The organism is Actinomadura logoneensis, from assembly GCF_003428695.1.
Taxonomy (GTDB): Bacteria; Actinomycetota; Actinomycetes; order Streptosporangiales; family Streptosporangiaceae; genus Spirillospora; species Spirillospora logoneensis.
Genome location: NZ_QURH01000205.1, coordinates 1 through 17264, shown reverse-complemented (window position 1 = coordinate 17264; position 17264 = coordinate 1). Strand labels below are relative to the sequence as shown.

General features: G+C 71.3%; 15 protein-coding genes. 6 read left to right on the top strand and 9 right to left on the bottom strand.

The window, feature by feature from the left end:
* The first annotated feature begins 48 nt into the window (after positions 1-48).
* Complete coding sequence (locus tag DZF91_RS11395) at positions 49-726, top strand: response regulator transcription factor (RefSeq protein WP_199486559.1); 678 nt, start codon at positions 49-51, stop codon at positions 724-726.
* A gap of 527 nt (positions 727-1253) precedes the next feature.
* On the opposite strand, the gene DZF91_RS11385 is transcribed toward DZF91_RS11395, so the two are convergent.
* Together DZF91_RS11385 and DZF91_RS11380 are read right to left on the bottom strand one after the other, a co-directional pair.
* Positions 1254-1598, bottom strand: coding sequence for a hypothetical protein (locus DZF91_RS11385; protein ID WP_117357442.1), 345 nt, complete (start codon positions 1596-1598; stop codon positions 1254-1256).
* 154 nt (positions 1599-1752) lie between these two features.
* Positions 1753-2124 (bottom strand): MerR family transcriptional regulator, encoded by a 372-nt coding sequence (locus tag DZF91_RS11380; protein ID WP_117357441.1) that lies wholly within the window; start codon positions 2122-2124, stop codon positions 1753-1755.
* A gap of 123 nt (positions 2125-2247) precedes the next feature.
* Between DZF91_RS11380 and ahcY (DZF91_RS11375) the strand changes: the two genes are divergently transcribed.
* From ahcY (DZF91_RS11375) to DZF91_RS41080, 3 genes are all read left to right on the top strand, one after another.
* The gene (gene ahcY / locus DZF91_RS11375) at positions 2248-3678 is read left to right on the top strand and encodes an adenosylhomocysteinase (RefSeq protein WP_117357440.1); all 1431 of its coding nucleotides are present in this window, start codon (positions 2248-2250) and stop codon (positions 3676-3678) included.
* 347 nt (positions 3679-4025) lie between these two features.
* Complete coding sequence (gene ahcY / locus DZF91_RS11370) at positions 4026-5285, top strand: adenosylhomocysteinase (protein ID WP_117357439.1); 1260 nt, start codon at positions 4026-4028, stop codon at positions 5283-5285.
* Between the two features lie 448 nt (positions 5286-5733).
* Positions 5734-6522, top strand: coding sequence for a hypothetical protein (locus DZF91_RS41080; RefSeq protein WP_199486558.1), 789 nt, complete (start codon positions 5734-5736; stop codon positions 6520-6522).
* Between the two features lie 88 nt (positions 6523-6610).
* Here the strand turns inward: DZF91_RS41080 and DZF91_RS11360 are convergent, their stop codons facing one another.
* The gene (locus DZF91_RS11360) at positions 6611-8134 is read right to left on the bottom strand and encodes a cellulase family glycosylhydrolase (RefSeq protein WP_158587916.1); all 1524 of its coding nucleotides are present in this window, start codon (positions 8132-8134) and stop codon (positions 6611-6613) included.
* A gap of 209 nt (positions 8135-8343) precedes the next feature.
* On the bottom strand, positions 8344-9447 hold the full coding sequence (locus DZF91_RS11355; protein ID WP_117357437.1) for an RDD family protein: 1104 nt from the start codon (positions 9445-9447) through the stop codon (positions 8344-8346).
* A gap of 92 nt (positions 9448-9539) precedes the next feature.
* Here DZF91_RS11355 and DZF91_RS11350 point away from each other — a divergent pair, with 92 nt between their 5' ends.
* Positions 9540-10535 (top strand): stage II sporulation protein M, encoded by a 996-nt coding sequence (locus DZF91_RS11350; RefSeq protein WP_117357436.1) that lies wholly within the window; start codon positions 9540-9542, stop codon positions 10533-10535.
* Positions 10536-10596: 61 nt separating this feature from the next.
* Here DZF91_RS11350 and DZF91_RS11345 read toward each other — a convergent pair whose 3' ends face one another.
* The 5 genes from DZF91_RS11345 to DZF91_RS11325 form a co-directional block, all read right to left on the bottom strand.
* Complete coding sequence (locus DZF91_RS11345; protein WP_117357435.1) at positions 10597-11889, bottom strand: DUF58 domain-containing protein; 1293 nt, start codon at positions 11887-11889, stop codon at positions 10597-10599.
* The gene (locus tag DZF91_RS11340; RefSeq protein ID WP_117357453.1) at positions 11889-12812 is read right to left on the bottom strand and encodes an AAA family ATPase; all 924 of its coding nucleotides are present in this window, start codon (positions 12810-12812) and stop codon (positions 11889-11891) included. The genes DZF91_RS11345 and DZF91_RS11340 overlap by 1 nt, the downstream gene beginning before the upstream one ends.
* Before the next feature lie 221 nt (positions 12813-13033).
* Positions 13034-14353, bottom strand: a complete 1320-nt coding sequence (locus tag DZF91_RS11335) for a DUF4350 domain-containing protein (protein WP_117357452.1) — start codon at positions 14351-14353, stop codon at positions 13034-13036.
* A gap of 5 nt (positions 14354-14358) precedes the next feature.
* On the bottom strand, positions 14359-15036 hold the full coding sequence (locus DZF91_RS11330) for a DUF4129 domain-containing protein (RefSeq protein ID WP_235834210.1): 678 nt from the start codon (positions 15034-15036) through the stop codon (positions 14359-14361).
* An 8-nt stretch (positions 15037-15044) separates the two neighbouring features.
* A complete protein-coding gene (locus tag DZF91_RS11325) occupies positions 15045-16049 on the bottom strand; it encodes a hypothetical protein (RefSeq protein ID WP_199486557.1) in 1005 nt (334 codons plus the stop codon).
* Positions 16050-16507: 458 nt separating this feature from the next.
* Between DZF91_RS11325 and mtrA the strand changes: the two genes are divergently transcribed.
* Positions 16508-17185: an MtrAB system response regulator MtrA gene (mtrA, locus tag DZF91_RS11320; protein ID WP_117357433.1), complete on the top strand. Its 678-nt coding sequence runs from the start codon at positions 16508-16510 to the stop codon at positions 17183-17185.
* Positions 17186-17264 lie beyond the last annotated feature (79 nt).

Here is a 17264-nt window from a genome sequence, read left to right as displayed (position 1 = left end):
CGCCGAACCGCCGGCGCCGCGGACGTCGTGGCGGTGGGGAGCGCGACCGTGATCAAGGTCCTGGTCGTGGACGACCAGACGATCGTGCGCGCCGGGTTCGCGGCCCTGCTGGACGCCCAGCCCGACATCACCGTCGCGGGCCAGGCCGGGGACGGGCGCGAGGCCGTCCGGCTGGCCGAGCGGCACGCCCCCGACGTGGTGGTCATGGACATCCGGATGCCCGGGATGGACGGTATCGAGGCCACCCGCCGCATCCTCGGCGGACCGGCCACCGGCTCCACCCGCGTCCTGGTGCTGACGACCTTCGACGTGGACGAGTACGTCTACGAAGCCCTCGCCGTCGGCGCCAGCGGATTCCTGCTCAAGGACGCGACGGCCGACGAACTGGTCTCGGCCGTCCGGATCGTGGCCCGCGGCGACTCGCTGCTGGCGCCGCAGGTCACGGGCCGTCTCATCCGCGAGTTCAGCAAGCAGCGCCGGACGCGCCCGACCCCGCCGCCCGCGCTGTCCACGCTGACGGCCAGGGAGACCGAGGTCCTCGTCCTGATGGCCGCGGGCCTCTCGAACTCCGAGATCGCCGCGCGCCTGGTGGTCAGCGAGCACACGGTGAAGACGCACGTCGCGCGGGTCTTCACGAAGCTGAACCTCCGCGACCGGGCCCAGGCCGTGATGCTCGCGTACGAGTCGGGCCTGGTCGTCCCGGGCGAGAACAACACGCAGGAGTAGCTGGGGCGGGGCGTCGTGACGGACCGTCCGGCGCTGAGTGCCTTGCCATCGCTGCTCAGCCGTTAGGCAGGAGGCTGCCCGTAGGGCGGCTGCCCATACGACTGGGATGGAGGCTGCGTGTATGGCTGAGGCTGTCCGCCTGGAGGAGGCTGCGGTCCGCCGTAGGGCGGCTGCCCGTAGGCGGGCGGCGCGGTACCCGGCATAGGGGGAGCGTTATGCGTCCCCTGGGCCGCCTTCGCGCGCGCACGAGCGCAGTAGGGGCATTGCCTCGGCGACGTGGCGAAGTAGAGGAAGCCCAGGCCGCACACGGCGAAAAGGATGATGCCGAGTCCGGTGAGCGTGTTCTTGGTGTCGCCTCGTCCGAGTGAGGCCACGGTCAGGAACAAGCCGACGACGAACGCCATCAGCATGATGGTGAACGTCCGGGTGGCGACTCTCCAAGCGTGCATGAAGTGGCGCATCGGGCTGAAGACTCCTTGGCGGGGGGGCTTACAGGAAGATGTCGCGGAAACGTTCGGCCGGAGGGACTACGGGACGACGGGCGGATCGACGACGGTGGGCGGATCGACTGCCGGACGGGCCATGGATGTCCGGGCCCGGCGGCGACGGGACGTGACGACCATCCCCGCCAGGCAGCCGGCGGACAGCGCCGGACCGCCGACGACCATGACGAGACCCCACCTGTGCAGGGCGTTCTTCCGCTCGTCGTACGTCTGCGTGTAGATCCGGGCCCGCGTGGACGTCTTGCAGAGGTCGTCCGGGCCCATGCGCGCGCCCTCGCATCCGGGCGGCGCGACGAGTCGGTGGACGCCCCAGGCGAGCAGAAGGAGACCCGCGACGACGCCGACGAGCTGGGGAATCGTGGGCTTCATGATCGCTTCGCTCCGCTGGACGGGGACAGGGCACGGGCTGGAGAGGCTAGCGGGGGAGACCGTCAGGGGACGGGCTGGGAGGGGACGGGCAGAACGTCAGCGGACGGGCTGGGGAGGGGACAGGCAGAACGTCAAGGAGGGGGCCGGGGGACCGTCAGGGTTGTGTCCTGCCCGAGCGTAGACCGGGCCGGCGCAGCAGCCGCAACGCCTTCTCCTTCTCGAAGTCCAGCGCGCGGGCCGGCGGCGCGGACAGCCGTCCGATGCGTTCGCCCAGCTCACGGACGCGCGCCTGGACCTCGGGCTCGGCCAGGACGCGCAGCCCGAAGGCGAGCTCGGCCGGTCCGATGTCGAAGCGCTTCTCCAGGGCCAGCGCGAGCGCGACGGCCCGCAGCTCGGCCTCGCCGAAGCGGCGGTGGCCGCCCCCGGCGCCGGTGTCCCGGGTGGGCGGCAGCAGCCCCAGCCGTTCCCGGTAGCGGAGCATGCGGGGCGAGGTGCCGAGCCGCCGGGCGGCCTCCGTGATGCGCATGGGACCAATTCTGACAAATCTGTGTCAGGAAGTCGCGGCCGACGGTCCGCGCCGGGTGCCGCCGCCCCTAGACTCGCTCGCGTACGGCGCGTCCGAGGATCGCAACAGAGGAGCAACGGAAGCATGGACTACAAGGTCGCAGACCTTTCGCTCGCCGACTTCGGCCGCCGGGAGATCCGGCTCGCCGAGCACGAGATGCCCGGTCTCATGGCGACCCGCAAGGAGTACGCCGGATCCCAGCCGCTGCGCGGAGCCAAGATCATGGGCTCCCTGCACATGACGATCCAGACCGCCGTCCTGATCGAGACGCTGGTCGCGCTCGGCGCCGACGTGCGGTGGGTCTCCTGCAACATCTTCTCCACCCAGGACCACGCCGCCGCGGCCGTCGTCGTCGGCCCGAACGGCACCGTCGAGGACCCGCAGGGCGTCCCCGTCTTCGCCTGGAAGGGCGAGACGCTGGAGGAGTACTGGTGGTGCACCGACCAGGCGCTCCGCTGGCCGGACGGCTCCTTCCCGAACATGATCCTGGACGACGGCGGCGACGCCACCCTGCTCGTCCACAAGGGCGCCGAGTACGAGGCCGCGGGCGCCGTCCCGTCCGCCTCGGAGGACGACCCCGAGGAGTGGAAGATCATCCTCGACACCCTCCGCCGGACCATCGCCGACGCCCCCGGCCGCTGGACCGAGACGGCCGCGTCCGTCAAGGGCGTCACCGAGGAGACCACGACCGGCGTCCACCGCCTGTACGAGATGGCCAAGGCGGGCACGCTGAAGTTCCCGGCGATCAACGTCAACGACTCGGTCACCAAGTCCAAGTTCGACAACAAGTACGGCTGCCGCCACTCGGTCCTGGACGGCCTGAACCGCGCCACCGACGTCCTCATCGGCGGCAAGGTCGCGGTCGTCTGCGGCTACGGCGACGTCGGCAAGGGCTGCGCCGAGGCCCTCAAGGGCCAGGGCGCGCGCGTCATCGTCACCGAGATCGACCCGATCTGCGCCCTGCAGGCCGCCATGGACGGCTTCCAGGTCACCACGCTGGAGGACGTCGTCGGCATCGCCGACATCTTCGTCACCACGACCGGCAACAAGGACATCATCCGCGCCGACCACATGGCGCAGATGAAGCACCAGGCGATCGTGTCCAACATCGGGCACTTCGACAACGAGATCGACATGGCCGGCCTGGCCCGCACCCCCGGCATCGAGAAGATCGAGATCAAGCCGCAGGTGCACGAGTGGCGCTTCCCGGACGGCCACTCGATCATCGTCCTCGCCGAGGGCCGCCTGATGAACCTGGGCTGCGCCACCGGCCACCCGTCGTTCGTCATGTCCAACTCGTTCACCAACCAGGTGATCGCGCAGATCGAGCTGTTCACCAAGACCGAGGAGTACCCGGTCGGCGTGTACGTCCTGCCGAAGCACCTGGACGAGAAGGTCGCGCGCCTCCACCTGGACGCCCTGGGCGTCAAGCTGACCACCCTCTCCAAGGAGCAGGCCGACTACATCGGCGTGGACGTCGAGGGCCCGTACAAGCCGGACCACTACCGCTACTGATCCACCCGTCCGCGTCCGGCGTCGCACGGAGCCCCGCTGCGTGCGGCGCCTGATCCGCGCACGCGTCTCCGCGACCGGGGCGTCGGGCAAGGCCGCGCCCCTCGACGCGACAGGCCCGACGAACGGGCCGCGAAGGCCCGGACCCGAGGGACGCCGCGTCGCGGCCCTCGGCGACCTGCCGGGCGCTTCTCGGGCGGCGAAAGAGCGTCCGGGCGAGGCGCGTCGTCGGCGGGACCGCGCGGGATAGGGTCCGAGCGAGCCTGGGGCCGCCGTGCCGACCGGGGAACCGGTCGCGCGGCGGCTCCGTCGCATCCAGCGGAAGTCCGAAGATCGACTGAGGGGGACGGATGAGCGACGTCGCGGACGCCTCGCTGGCGTACGAAGGCGTCAAGCGGATCGAGTGGGCCGACCGGAGCATGCCGGTGCTCCGCCAGATCCGCGACCGCTTCGAGGTCGACCTCCCGCTCTCCGGGCTGCGCGTCGCGGCGTGCATGCACGTCACGACCGAGACCGCGGGGCTCATCCGCACCCTCCAGGCGGGCGGCGCGAGCGTCGCGCTCGCCGCGTCCAACCCGCTCTCCACCCAGGACGACGTGGCCGCCGCGCTCGTCCACGAGTACGGCGCCCAGGTCTTCGCCCGCGCCGGAACCGACCGTGAGGGCTACTACCGGCACATCCACCAGGCCCTCGAAACCGGCCCCGACCTGGTCCTGGACGACGGCTGCGACTTGGTCAACACGCTGCACACCGAACGTGTCGACCTCCTCGGCACGGTGCGAGGCGGCTGCGAGCAGACCACGACCGGCGTGATCAGGCTGCACCAGATGGCCCGCGAGGGCGCGCTGCGCTTCCCGATGGTGGCGGTGAACGACACCGACACCAAGCACATGTTCGACAACCGGTACGGAACGGGCCAGTCCACGCTGGACGGCATCGTCCGTGCGACCAACACCCTGCTCGCCGGCAAGACGATCGTCATCGCAGGGTTCGGCTACTGCGGCCGGGGCCTCGCCGAACGCGCCCGCGGCCTCGGCGCCCGCGTCGTCGTGACCGAGATCGACCCGGTCAAGGCCCTGGACGCGGCCCTGCAGGGCTACACCGTCCTGCCGATGTCCGAGGCCGCCCCGGTGGGGGACGTCTTCATCACCGTCACCGGCAACCGCGATGTGATCACCGGCGAGCACCTGGCCGTCATGAAGAGCGGTGCCATCCTCGCCAACTCGGGCCACTTCGACGTCGAGATCGACGTCCGCGCCCTCGCCGACCTGGCCGTCGCCGTCCACCCGGGCGTCCGCCCGCAGGCCGACGAGTACATCCTCGCCGACGGCCGCCGCCTGGTCCTGCTGGCCGAGGGCCGCCTGGTGAACCTGGCCGCCGCCGAGGGCCACCCCGCCGCCGTCATGGACATGTCCTTCGCCGACCAGGCCCTCACCTGCGCCTGGCTGGCCGAGGCCGCCCCCACCCTCGCCCCCGCCGTCCACGAGGTCCCGAAGGACATCGACACCGAGGTGGCCCGCCTCAAACTGGCCTCCATGTCCATCGCCATCGACGCCCTGACCCCCGACCAGGAGGAGTACCTCCACTCCTGGCGCCTCGGCACCACCTGACCGGGCCCTTGAATCCGGCTCCCCTCGCCGAGCTGATCCGCTCGACCGACACGACGCCCGCCCACCCCTCGATGCGGCCGAGCACCACCCCGCACAAATAGCTGAACCAGCAGGCGGCCCAGCCCCTGCTCCCGCCCGCCCAGGCCGCAGCCGCAGTCCCCCAACCCGACCTGCCCCGGCCCGGCCAGCTCCAAGCCAGCAGGCCCGGCCGACCTGGGCAACGCAGAAGCGGGCGGCGAAGCCTCCCACGACCACGCCGGACGCCTCGCCCACGAACTCTGGGCGGACGAGACGCCCTCGTTGTAGCCGTGACCGGATCCAGCCGAGCGACGCGCACCGCTCCTGAACTTCGCTAGGAATGCGTCCCTGGCGGGATCGGGCTCTTCATGCGCTGGGCGCCCCTGGCAGCGACGGCGAAGAGGGCCGCCCCCTGAGGTAGCGTCGCGGGGTGCCGCGCGGAACTTACCTGCATCTGGAGGACGGGACCGAGGAGCGTTTTCAATGCGCTCCCGGCCCAGGCGGGTGGCGTTACGTCGCGTCCCGCACCGACGGGACCCGCCTGGATCTCGTCGTCGACTCCCGCTGGCGCCAGATCAGGGTCGAGATCGTCACCCCCGACTGGTGGTTGCGCGGCGGCGTGACCGGACACGGGATCACCTGGGTCCGCGCCACCTCCTCCGGGCAAGCCACCGAGCACTCGGCTACGGCGGCGGGCTTCCTGGGGGACTCGCCTGCCTTCCTCATCGCGACGGCCCACCACCTGACGTCGGCAAGAGCACGGCCGAACCCCGATCCCTCCGACGCCACGCTCGCGTCCACGAAGAGCCAAGGCTCAGCGCCTTTAGGAAACGCGCCACACGAGTCTCGGCTCGCATCGAACGAGGCCTCCTTCGCCGAAGGGCAGGCGTCCACACCCCTCGCTCCAGAAGCGGTGGATGAGGAACCCAGCGAAGCGGATGAGACCCGGGCCTTCCCGGAGGGGAGGACGGCGGACCTACGGCTGGTCCGCGTGACCGGTGTCGCGTTGGCGACGTTGACCGAGGCATGGCGTTGGCGACTCGCTTCCGTAACCCGACATGAGACGGAAACCGGAGCATTGCCTGTCGAGCAATACGAAACGACGGACCTGGCGACCGGCGAAGTCCACTCCGTCCACCTCGCCGGCGATGTCGTCCTGGACGCTCCGGGCATCGAACTGACCGAGCTGGACACCCCTCCCAGCTTCCTCACACGCTGACCCCACATGGCTTGGGGCGGCCAGCGCAGGCTGAAGGGCTGGCGCCTGGGCTGAAGCGGGGAGGAGGGGAACGGTCGAGGCCTGTGGGTCAGGAGCGGGTGATGGTGATGCTGTGGGTGGTGCGGCCTTGGTCGTTCCACACGGAGAGGATGCGGTTGGCCGGGTCCCAGCGGTGGGTTCGGTCGGTGGCCTTCACCTTCGGGGTTCCGGGGAAGACGGTCGCCGGAAGCCAGATCTCGGTGGGGCCCGAGACTCCCCGGCTCGACCGCCACGTCACGGTGAAGGTTCCGGAGCCGGCGGAGATCTTGGTGGGGACGCCCGCGACCGCGCGCGGGAAGGGGCGCGCCATGACCTTGCCCACCTGCGTCAGAGTGCCCTCGCGGTCGAGGGGAGCGTAGGTCTCGGACGAGCCCTTGGCCGACGGGTCGTTCGACCAGTACGCCCATCCGACGCGCAGGTCGTCCGCCATCGAGAGCCAGTCGCGGGTGAAGTCCGCGGCTCCGGGCTGGGAGAAGTCCATGCCGCCGATCTCGCCGACCCACAGGGGCGCGTTGAGGCGTTTGGCGGCGGCGGTCATGTTCTGGCGCCAGAGGACGAACTCTCCCTGGACGAGTGCCTTCATCACCCCGGTGTACCCGCCGCCGATGTCGACTCCGCCCGGGTAGAAGTGGGCGGCGAGGACGATCCGCGAACTCGGGTCGGACAGCCGCGTCAGGCCCGTCCCGGAGCGCTGTGCGTTCTGCTGGAGCAGTTTGGCCGCCGCAGCGCGTACCCGCGGGTCACGGACCTGGCCGAGGGAGGTTCCGAACCCTTCGTTGACGCCGAGCGCCTGCGGCTCCACGAAGACCCACTTCTCGCGGTCCACCTGGCGGATGGCGTTGGTGATGCGCTGGTAGAAGGGCGTGAGCACCGGGCCCTCGAAGGAGCCGAACTGCTTCGACCCGCCGAACGGCTCGTTCATCAGGTCGTAGCCCAGCACGGCCGGGTCTTTCGCGAACCGCGCCGCGACGTGCTTCCACATCGCGACGTAGCGCTGCATGAGTTCCGGGTGCTTCCCGGTGTTGTTCCAGAAGTGGTCGTAGGCGCGGAGCACGGCCGGTTGCAGGTAGGTGAGCACCCACGGGTCCTGCGGGGTGCAGGGGAGCCCGTCGGTGATGGTCGCCCACGCCGGTGCGCCGTCGCCCGCGCCCTTGCAGGCGTAGGGGCCGTAGATGTCCTGGTGCATGTCCAGGACGACGTGGATGCCCTGCTGGCGGTACCAGGCCACGCGGCGGGCGATCTCGTCCAGGTGGCGCTCGTCGTACCGGCCGGGGCTCGGTTCGATGTTCTTCCACTGCAGGACGTACCGGACGACGTTGCTGCCGAGGTTCTGCCGTTCGGCCACGACGTTGCGGCGCTCGATCCAGGGCAGCCCGGACGCCCCCTTGGCGTCGCTGGACGTGTTGAGGCCCCGCAGCACGAGCGTCCGGCCCTGGCCGTCGGTGATCTGGCGCAGCCCGTCGCCCTGGTCGGCCGAGGCCGTCCCGGTGGGCAGGACGGTCGTGCAGGCCGCGACGAGCAGCGCGGCGAGGGCGAGGCGGCGGGCGGCGGTGGTGACGACGGGACGAGGCACGGTGAGGCTCCTCTGAGCAAGCGACCGACCAAACATGAAACTTCCTCGGAGACTAGGGCGGCGGGAGCCCCGCTGTCCATGGCCACAAGGAGTCCAGAATCGCTTGATCGTCACCGCCGGTGCCAACGCGCCGCCGATCTGTGGATAACTCGGCTCGCGACAGCCCCGCGCAGCACTCGTGCGGCTCGGAAACCCGCACGTGGCGGGCGTCAGACGCGCGGGTAGTGGCCGGTCTGAGGAAGAACCGGCGCGGGCGCGACCGGATAGGGCCCGGAAGGGTGCGGGTAAGACCCGGCAGGGTTCGAGTAGGGCCCGGCAGGGTTCGGATAGGGCCCGGACGGAACGCCGGGCGCGCCCACCGGATACCGTCCGGCCGCCCCCATCGGCGCCACGGCGCCGGTGGGCCAGCCGCCCGCCTGAGGATGAGCCGCAGGAGCACCAGGCCAGTCGGGCATCGGCGTGGGGCCGTGAGGAGGGCCGCCGACCGGGACAGGGGGCGGAGCCAGCGGATCGCGGGCCGCGCGGCGCAGCCGTTGCTCGCGCTGCCGCGCGAGGCGCCGTTCCTCCCGGTGCCGCCGCTCGGCCAGGACCGCCGACAGAAGGACCTCCGGCCGGACGCCGGGCGGCGGGGGCGGCCCGACGACGGCGAAGACCTCGCCGGTGATGCGCTCGCCCAGGGAGTCGCGGACCTCGGGCAGAAGCTCCCAGAACCGCGCGAGGTACTGCCGGGCCGTCATCGCGAGTTCGTCAGGGAGGCGGGACAGCTCGAGCGTCCGCGCCCAGCCCGCGAGGAACGGCGGCATCCACGCCACCGGCCCGAACATCCCGGCCGCGGACACCCGCTCCTGGATGACCAGGGTTCCGGCGAACAGGTCGCCGAGGCGCTTGCCGCGCCGGCTGAACAACGAGGCGAGCAGCGCGGGCGCGCCGTAGAACGTCCAGAACTCGATCACTCCCGCGAGCGCGCGCACGAGGGCCTGCCGGAACCGGACGGGGCCGCCGTCGTCGGCGACGACGCGCAGCCCGACCGCGAGCTTCCCCAGCGTGCGCCCGCGCGAGAGCGTCTCGAACGCGCACGGGTAGCCGACGAGGACGAGCGCCGTCACGAGGATCGAGAGGCCGACGACCCATGCGGTATCGGCGACCGTCCCGACCAGACCGACCAGTGCGATGGCGAAGTTGAGTGCCATGAACTGCAGGAGCAGGTCGAGCAGGAGCGCGCAGCCGCGGCTGGCGAGCCGTGCGACCCGCAGGTCGAGCGCGACGGCCTCACCGACGACGAGTTCCCCGTCCTCCACCGCACGCGCCACCATGACCTCACTTCGCAGGCACGCCGGATCCGGCATCACGGATCACGGCGACACTCGTCGTGTTCCGGACAGCCTAAGCCGTTAGGCTCCCACGGGTGGACGTCGACGCGTACGTGGCCGCGCACAACGCCGAATGGCAGCGGCTGGAGAAGCTGATCAACTCCTCCCGCAAGCGCACGGGCGCGGAGATCGACGAACTGGTCGAGCTGTACCAGCGGACCGCGACGCACCTTTCGGCGATCCGCTCCAGCGCACCCGACCCTGCCCTGGTGGCGCGTCTGTCGTCTCTCGTCGCGCGCGGACGAGCCGCCGTCGCGGGGGCGCAGGCGCCCATGTGGCGGGACATGACGCGCTTCGTCACCGTGTCGTTTCCCGCCGCCGCCTACCGGATGCGCTGGTGGTGGATCGGGAACGCCGTACTGGGCAACCTGCTCTCACTGGCCCTGGCCATCTGGATCGTGCACAACCCCACCGTCCAGGCGACGCTTCTGGCTCCCCACGAGATCCGCGAACTTGTCGACCACGACTTTGCCAACTACTATACCGAGCACTCTGCGGCGTCGTTCGCGTTCCAGGTCTGGATCAACAATGCCTGGGTTTCGGCGACGGCACTGATTTTCGGCATCCTGCTAGGGATTCCGACGGTTCTCGTGCTGCTGACCAACCAGCTCAACCTCGGCGTGAACGCGGGCCTGATGTTCGCCTACGGCAAGGGCGACGTGTTCTTCGGTCTCATCCTCCCGCACGGCCTTCTGGAACTGACGGCCGTCTACCTCGCCTGTGGGGCGGGCCTGAAACTGGGCTGGACCATTATCGACCCGGGTCCGCGCACGCGCGCACGAGCGCTGGCCGAAGAGGGCCGCTCCCTCGCCAGCATCGCGCTGGGCCTCATCGGTGTCCTGTTGGTCTCTGGCCTGATCGAAGGCTTCGTCACCGGTTACGTCCACACCACATGGCTTCGAGTGGGGATCGGCGTCATCGCCGAGGGCACCTTCCTTGCCTACGTCATCACCCTGGGCCGCCGCGCGACCCGTTCCGGCGAGACCGGCGACTCCCTGGACCAGCCCGCAGTCGCCCCGGCAGTCGGCTGAGCTCCTTGACGTTCCGGCAGGTACGTCCCTAGGGGTTCCTGTACGCCGAGACACCCGCCGGTCAGAGACGGCCGGCGGCCTTCAAGGCGAGATAGGCGTCCGCCAAGGCGGGAGCGATGCGGTCGGGCGGAGCGTCGACGACCTCCACGCCGAACGAGCGGAGCTCGGCGGTGAGACGGCGGCGGTCCGCTCGTGCGCGCTCTGCGGCGGCGGCGTCATAGACGGCCGCGATGTCCCCGCGCGCGGCGGCCATCTCGTCCACCGCCGGGTCGGACACGGCCGCGATCAGGACCAGGTGGCGGGCGGTGAGGCCCGGCAGCAGCGGCAGCAGGCCCTCCTCGAAGGCGGCCGGGTTCAGCTCCGTGAGCAGGACGATCAGGCTGCGGCGGCGGACGCGGGACATGACGGCCGAGACCATCCCGGCCGCGTCCGACTCGACCAGGGCGGGCTCCAGCGGCGCCATGGCCTCGACCATCTCCGACAGCAGGCCCGTCCGGGAGGCGTTCTCACAGCGCGCGCGGACCGTCCGGTCATAGGCGAGCAGGTCCACCCGGTCGCCCGCGCGCGAGGCGAGGGCAGCGAGCAGCAGGGCCGCGTCCATCGAGCAGTCCAGCCGGGGGATGTCGCCGAGACGTCCCGCCGAGGTGCGGCCCGTGTCGAGGACCAGGTACAGGCGGCGGTCGCGTTCCGGACGCCAGGTCCGGACGACCACGTCCCCGCGGCGGGCGGTCGCGCGCCAGTCGATGGAGCGGACGTCGTCGCCCACCACGTACTCGCGCAGGGAGTCGAACTCGGTGCCCTGGCCTCGGATCATCGTCGCTTGCAGCCCGGTCAGTTCGCGCAGGCGCGCGAGCCGCGACGGCAGATGCCGGCGTGAGGGGAAGGCGGGCAGGACGCGGAGCGTGCGGGGCGCGGACCGTGAGAGCTGGCGTGCCGCCAGGCCGAGCGGCCCGACGGAGCGGACGACGACCGTCACGGCCTTCCGGTCGCCGCGGCGCGTGGGCGTGAAGGTCTGGTCGATCCGGCGGCGTTCTCCTGCGGGGATGTTGATTCTCGTCCTGCGCGGCGAGACTCCGGCGGACGGCTGCCAGGCGTCCCGCAAAATGGCCTTGACCCGCCGTCCACCGGTGTTCTCCACGATGAGGGCGGCTTTCGCCGTCTCGCCCAGGCGTACGCGCGTATCGCCCTCCCGGTGGAAACGCAGCTTCCGCACGTTGCCCGCGAGGCACAGGTCGATGACCACCCCGAGCAGGAGAAGTCCCCACAGGCCCAGCAGGACGGCTCCGCTGGGCACGAGCAGAGGGACGAAGGCCACGACGAGTGCCAGCAGCCCGAGCCGTCCGGTCAGCGCCATCAGCGGGGAGCGGGGACGTGGGCGAGGATGCCCTCCAGCACGCCGTCGGCGGTCGCGCCCTCCAGTTCGGCCTCGGGCCGGAGCTGGACGCGGTGCCGCAGGGTCGGACGCGCCAGCGCCTTGACGTCGTCCGGCGTGACGTAGTCGCGGCCCATCAGCCACGCCCACGCGCGCGAGGTCGCCAGCAGCGCCGTGGCTCCTCGTGGGGAAACGCCCAGTTGCAGGGACGGTGCCTGACGCGTGGCACGGCACAGGTCAACGACATAGGCGGCGACCTTCGGGTCCAAGTGGACGGTCCGCACCGCGGCCTGCCCCGCCGCCAGATCAGCCGGTCCCGCTACCGGACGCACCGCCGACAGGTCGCGCGGGTCAAATCCCCCGGCGTGCCGCTGCAACATCGCGATTTCCTCATCGCGCGTAGGCACTGGGACGGTCAGCTTCAGCAGGAACCGGTCGAGCTGAGCCTCGGGCAGGGGATAGGTGCCCTCGTACTCGATCGGGTTCTGGGTCGCGCACACGACGAAGGGGTCGGGCAGAGCGCGCGCGGTGCCCTCCACCGAAACCTGCCGCTCCTCCATGGCTTCCAGGAGGGATGCCTGGGTCTTGGGCGGCGTCCGGTTGATCTCGTCCGCCAGCAGCAGGTTGGTGAAGACCGGGCCTTCGCGGAACTCGAACTCGGCCGTGCGGTTGTCGTAGATGAGGGACCCGGTCACGTCACCCGGCATCAGGTCCGGGGTGAACTGCACGCGCTTGAAGTCCAGATCCAACGCGCGCGAAAGGGTCTTGACCAACAACGTCTTGGCGGTACCGGGGACGCCTTCCAGCAGCACGTGGCCCCGGCACAACAACGCGATGACCAGTCCCGTGACCACCGGGTCCTGCCCGACGACGGTCTTGGCGACCTCTCCGCGCAGTGCGGTCAGAGCCGCCCGCGGGTCCGCCGCCGCCGAATCCGAAGGCGCCGCAGCTCCCGAACCCGCAGCTCCCGAACCCGCAGCTCCCGAACCCGCGCCTCCGGGGCCGGAGTTCGCCGGGCCGCCCGGATACGAGTCCGCCGGAACCGAGTCCGACAGGGACGCGGCGGGGCGGCCTCCCGAGGCGTTTCCGGCGGGCTCCCCGTCCCAGCCGAGCGGGGCCGATTGGCTCATGACTGGCGTACCTGCCTTTCCAGGTCGTCGAGAAGATCGGCGAGCGCGAGCAGCCCGGCGTCGTCCGCGGGCTCCGCGCCACCGGGTCCGGTCGGCGCGAACTCTCCCGCTTGGGCGAAAGCCCCCGCTTGCCCGTAAGGCCCAGGCTGTCCGGAAGCTCCGGGCTGCCCGGAAGGCCAGTGATACGAGGCTTCGCCGGGAGCAAGACCGTACAGCGCCATCGCGACCGTCCGCTCGTCGTGATCGGAACGGGCCGCGACCGCCGCGACCACCTCGCGCACCGCCCCCGGATCCTGGGCGGGCAGAGCCTGGGCGACGGTGCGCGGCAGCCCCAGCAGGGGGACGATCCGGTCGCGCGCGCCCGCGCGAAGGGCGTCGGCCGCACGTCCGCGCGCACGGTGGGCGCGGTAGAGGCGGGCCCGGCCGGTCACGGTCTCGGCCGAGCGCACGACCACGGGGAGCACCTCGGTCACGACCGGCCCGAGCCTGCGTCCGCGCCACAGGGCGATCGGGACGACGGCGACCACCAGGCCGAGGAAGAACAGCTTGACGCCGGGCGGTAGCAGGTCGGAAAGCGTGCGGTCGCCGGCCTGCCCGCCCGAGCCGTCCCGGTGCGCGTCCGGGATGAGCCAGACGACCTGGGAGCGCGCTCCGACCAGGTTCATCGCGAGCGCGGCGTTGCCCTCGTCGGTCAGGTGCCCGTTGGTCAGCGGCCGGGACGCGCCGAGCACCGTCACCGTCCGGCCACCGGTCTGGTACTGGACCAGGCGCGGACTGCCCGACTGGCGGTAACACGAGGTGACGCCCGGCGGCGCGGTGTAGGTCTCGGATTCGCCGAACGCGATCGTCCCGGCGAGTGTCGCCGCCGGGAGGCCGCACTCCGGGTCCGCCTTGATGACGAACGTGGGACTGTCCTGCTCGACGCCGGGGGCGAGCGCCGCCAGCGTCTCCCGGCCGGGCTCGACGAGCAGGAGATCACCCGACGAACCGCGCAGCCGGTCGAGGTCCGAGCTGGTCAGGCGCTCGGTCCGGGTCACCACCAGCATCGTCCCCGCTCCCGCCTTGGAGGCGGCATCGGCGGCGTCGCGGGAGACCGCCACGCCCACGCCACGGCCCTTGAGGATCTCCACGAGCGCGCGCGTCCCGCCGGGCCGCGGTGACCCCGGATCAAGGTCGTCCGGGTGTCGCGAGGGCTTGAGAGCGGCCAGGGCCACGCCGACGGCCACCACGCACAGCAGGACCAGGACGATCCCGCGCGCGGACCGCCACCGCCGTCCGGCCACCTGCCTCGCCGTCGGTTCCGCCGTGGTGCCCACCGCGGTCACCACCGCGAGCTCCAGCCGTCGGCGGGCAGTAGGTCAGCGTCGTCGAGCGCCTTCGGCTTCGTCGAGCGCAAGCGGTCGTCAACAGCCGTGACCCGCGCGTACTCCTCGGCGCTGCCCGGCCGGTCGCCGTACCAGACGTCGTCGAAGATCCGGACGGCCGTCCGGAGGTCGTCGGCGAGCTCGGGGATCGCCGCGCCCGTCTCGATCGCGAGCTCGTCGGCGGTCCGCCCCGGCCGGGGGGAGAGGATCGCGCGCTCCTCGAGATCGCGGGCCATCGCCCGGAGGCGCTCCCGGATGGCCCCGGGCCACTCCCCGGCGGCGGCGAGGCGCTCGGCCTCGGTCCGGTGGTCGGCCGAGGTGGACGGCTCGTCGTCCAGAAGCGCCTCGTCCTTGGCCGACCGGCGGTTGCGCCCACCGCGCATCAGCCAGAGGACGACGGCCGCCGCGAGGATCACGAGAAGGACGATCACCCCGATCGAGAGCCAGCCCTCCGCGCCGCCGCCCTTGGCGTTCGGGGCCTGCGCATGTGAGAACAGGTCCCGGAGCCATTCGGCGAACCGGTCGAGGGTGCGTTCCAGCCAGGACGGCTTGTCCCGCTGGTAAACGGGCTTCTCCAGTTCACGCCTGGCCAGCTCCCGCGCGGTTTCGCGGTCCACCGGGGGCGGATCCGGCAATCTGCCGATCATGGCGTCCCCTGCCTGTAGGCCGCGCCGGGAGCGTGTGCCGCCGGAGGTCCGTAGGGATCAGCGGGCCGGGCCGGTGCGGTGGGACGCCAGAGCGAGAAGAAGTCCTCGTCGCCCTCGGGCGCGGGACGTGTCGCCAGATCCAGGTCAAGTCCTTCCCGGCGCATCCGGCGGTCCATGTAGAGCAGTGCGATCACCCCCGCGTCGAACGGGAGCACCACGGACCAGCTCACGATGCGGCCGACCGTGTCCAGCGCCAGCGCCGGAAGCACCTGGTCGCTACCGGACCCGGAGCCTCCGAAGAACACCAGTTGTGCGAGCAGGAACGGGATCCGCAGGGCGAAGAATCCCATGAAGACCGTGACCAGCATGGCGAGGAGCAGCGTTCCGAACGTCCGCCACCAGCGGCCTTTCGAGAGCCGGCGCGCGCGCACGAGTGCCCCGCCGATTCCCTGGCGTTCCATAACCAGGGTCGGGACGCTCTGGACGAGGAGGACGTACATCCACACCATCAAGGCCAGCCCAGCCGGAATACCGAACATGGCGGAAAGAACACCGAGCGCCGGATGCGCGTTTCCCGCCAGCGCCAAGCCGAACGGGAGGATCGGCAAAGCCAGGGCGGCCAGGGACGCCACGATCACCACGGCCGCCGTCAGCAGGAGGCGTCCGAAGCGGGCGCGCACGTCCGACCACGCCTGCCCCAGAGAGATGTCCAGACCGAACATCGTGCGCGCGAGGACGGGGGCCAGCAGCCCGGCCAGGAAGAGGATTCCGAAGGCGGTGAGCACCAGCTCGACCGCGGCCAGCGTCGCCTGGGCCCCGACGGAACGGAGCAGGACCCGGGGCGTGACCTCGCCGCTGGCCTGGCGCCCGATGAAGTAGTACGCGACGACCGAGCCCGTGACCTGGACGACCGTGGAGATCGCCACCGACATCCCGAGGACGGTCCGGGGGCTGTACCGGATCGCGGCGATGGCGCCGTCCAGCATTTCGGAGATCGACATGGGCCGGAACGGCACTGCGGACCCGCGCGGCACCAGACGCCCGCCGCCGCCCGCTTCCGCCATCCCAGCCCCCTGCCCGGTCCTTGTGTCGGGCCATCCTGCCATGAGGCGGCCATACCGGCTCAAGGAGTGACCAGACGCCCCTCCTCAGGGGAGCTCCATGTGAGCCGAGAGCGGTATACATAGGAAATCGGTCAACCCCCAGTGCTGTTCAGGAGTCCCTGTTTAAAATCCGGCCTCTGCGCCGAGGCATGTACGGGGATGGCGGACTTGAAAGCCCGTTGGTGACTTCCTGGGGCCTGTGGTGCCCAGGGGGTGAAGCACGACGTGGGAGGGGTCATGTATTCGGCAAAGACAGGTAACCTTGCACGCCAGGACATACCTCTACCTGGCGTGGCATGGCCGTGCTGCGGTCGCCGCGCTCTCCATCCGTCCCCGACTTTGTAGCGATGAGGGCCATGAGAGGACGTGTACTGGTCGTCGACGACGACCTCGCGCTGGCCGAGATGCTCGGCATCGTGCTGAGGGGCGAGGGCTTCGAGCCGTCGTTCGTCCACGACGGCGACAAGGCCCTGGAGGCGTTCCGGGAAACCCGGCCCGACCTGGTCCTGCTCGACCTGATGCTCCCCGGCGCGGACGGCATCGACGTCTGCCGGCAGATCCGCGCCGAGTCCGGCGTGCCCATCGTCATGCTCACCGCGAAGAGCGACACGGTGGACGTGGTCCTGGGCCTGGAGTCCGGGGCGGACGACTACATCGTCAAGCCGTTCAAGCCGAAGGAGCTCGTCGCCCGCGTGCGCGCGCGTCTGCGCCGCACCGACGAGCCCGCCCCCGAGACCCTGCAGATCGGGGACATCGCCATCGACGTGGCCGGGCACTCGGTCAAGCGGGGCGACAAGCACATCCCGCTGACGCCGCTGGAGTTCGACCTGCTGGTCGCGCTCGCCCGCAAGCCGCGCCAGGTGTTCACCCGCGAGGTCCTGCTGGAGCAGGTCTGGGGCTACCGGCACGCCGCCGACACCCGGCTGGTGAACGTGCACGTCCAGCGGCTGCGCGCCAAGATCGAGAAGGACCCGGAGCGGCCCGAGATCGTGGTGACCGTGCGCGGCGTCGGCTACAAGGCCGGTCCGGCCTGACGGCTCCGCCCCCGATGACCCCTCCGGCCCCCGCGGCGCCCGCAGTCCCGCCCGCCGCCGTCCCCGCGGCGGCCGGGCG

Excerpts from the sequence above, each read along its gene's own strand:
- ahcY (WP_117357440.1), top strand. The coding sequence starts at position 2,248 with ATGGACTACAAGGTCGCAGACCTTTCGCTCGCCGACTTCGGCCGCCGG.
- DZF91_RS11345 (WP_117357435.1), bottom strand. The coding sequence starts at position 11,889 with ATGGCGCTGACCGGACGGCTCGGGCTGCTGGCACTCGTCGTGGCCTTC.
- DZF91_RS11325 (WP_199486557.1), bottom strand. The coding sequence starts at position 16,049 with ATGTCGATCTCCGAAATGCTGGACGGCGCCATCGCCGCGATCCGGTAC.
- ahcY (WP_117357439.1), top strand. The coding sequence starts at position 4,026 with ATGAGCGACGTCGCGGACGCCTCGCTGGCGTACGAAGGCGTCAAGCGG.
- DZF91_RS11355 (WP_117357437.1), bottom strand. The coding sequence starts at position 9,447 with ATGGTGGCGCGTGCGGTGGAGGACGGGGAACTCGTCGTCGGTGAGGCC.
- mtrA (WP_117357433.1), top strand. The coding sequence starts at position 16,508 with ATGAGAGGACGTGTACTGGTCGTCGACGACGACCTCGCGCTGGCCGAG.
- DZF91_RS11385 (WP_117357442.1), bottom strand. The coding sequence starts at position 1,598 with ATGAAGCCCACGATTCCCCAGCTCGTCGGCGTCGTCGCGGGTCTCCTT.
- DZF91_RS11380 (WP_117357441.1), bottom strand. The coding sequence starts at position 2,124 with ATGCGCATCACGGAGGCCGCCCGGCGGCTCGGCACCTCGCCCCGCATG.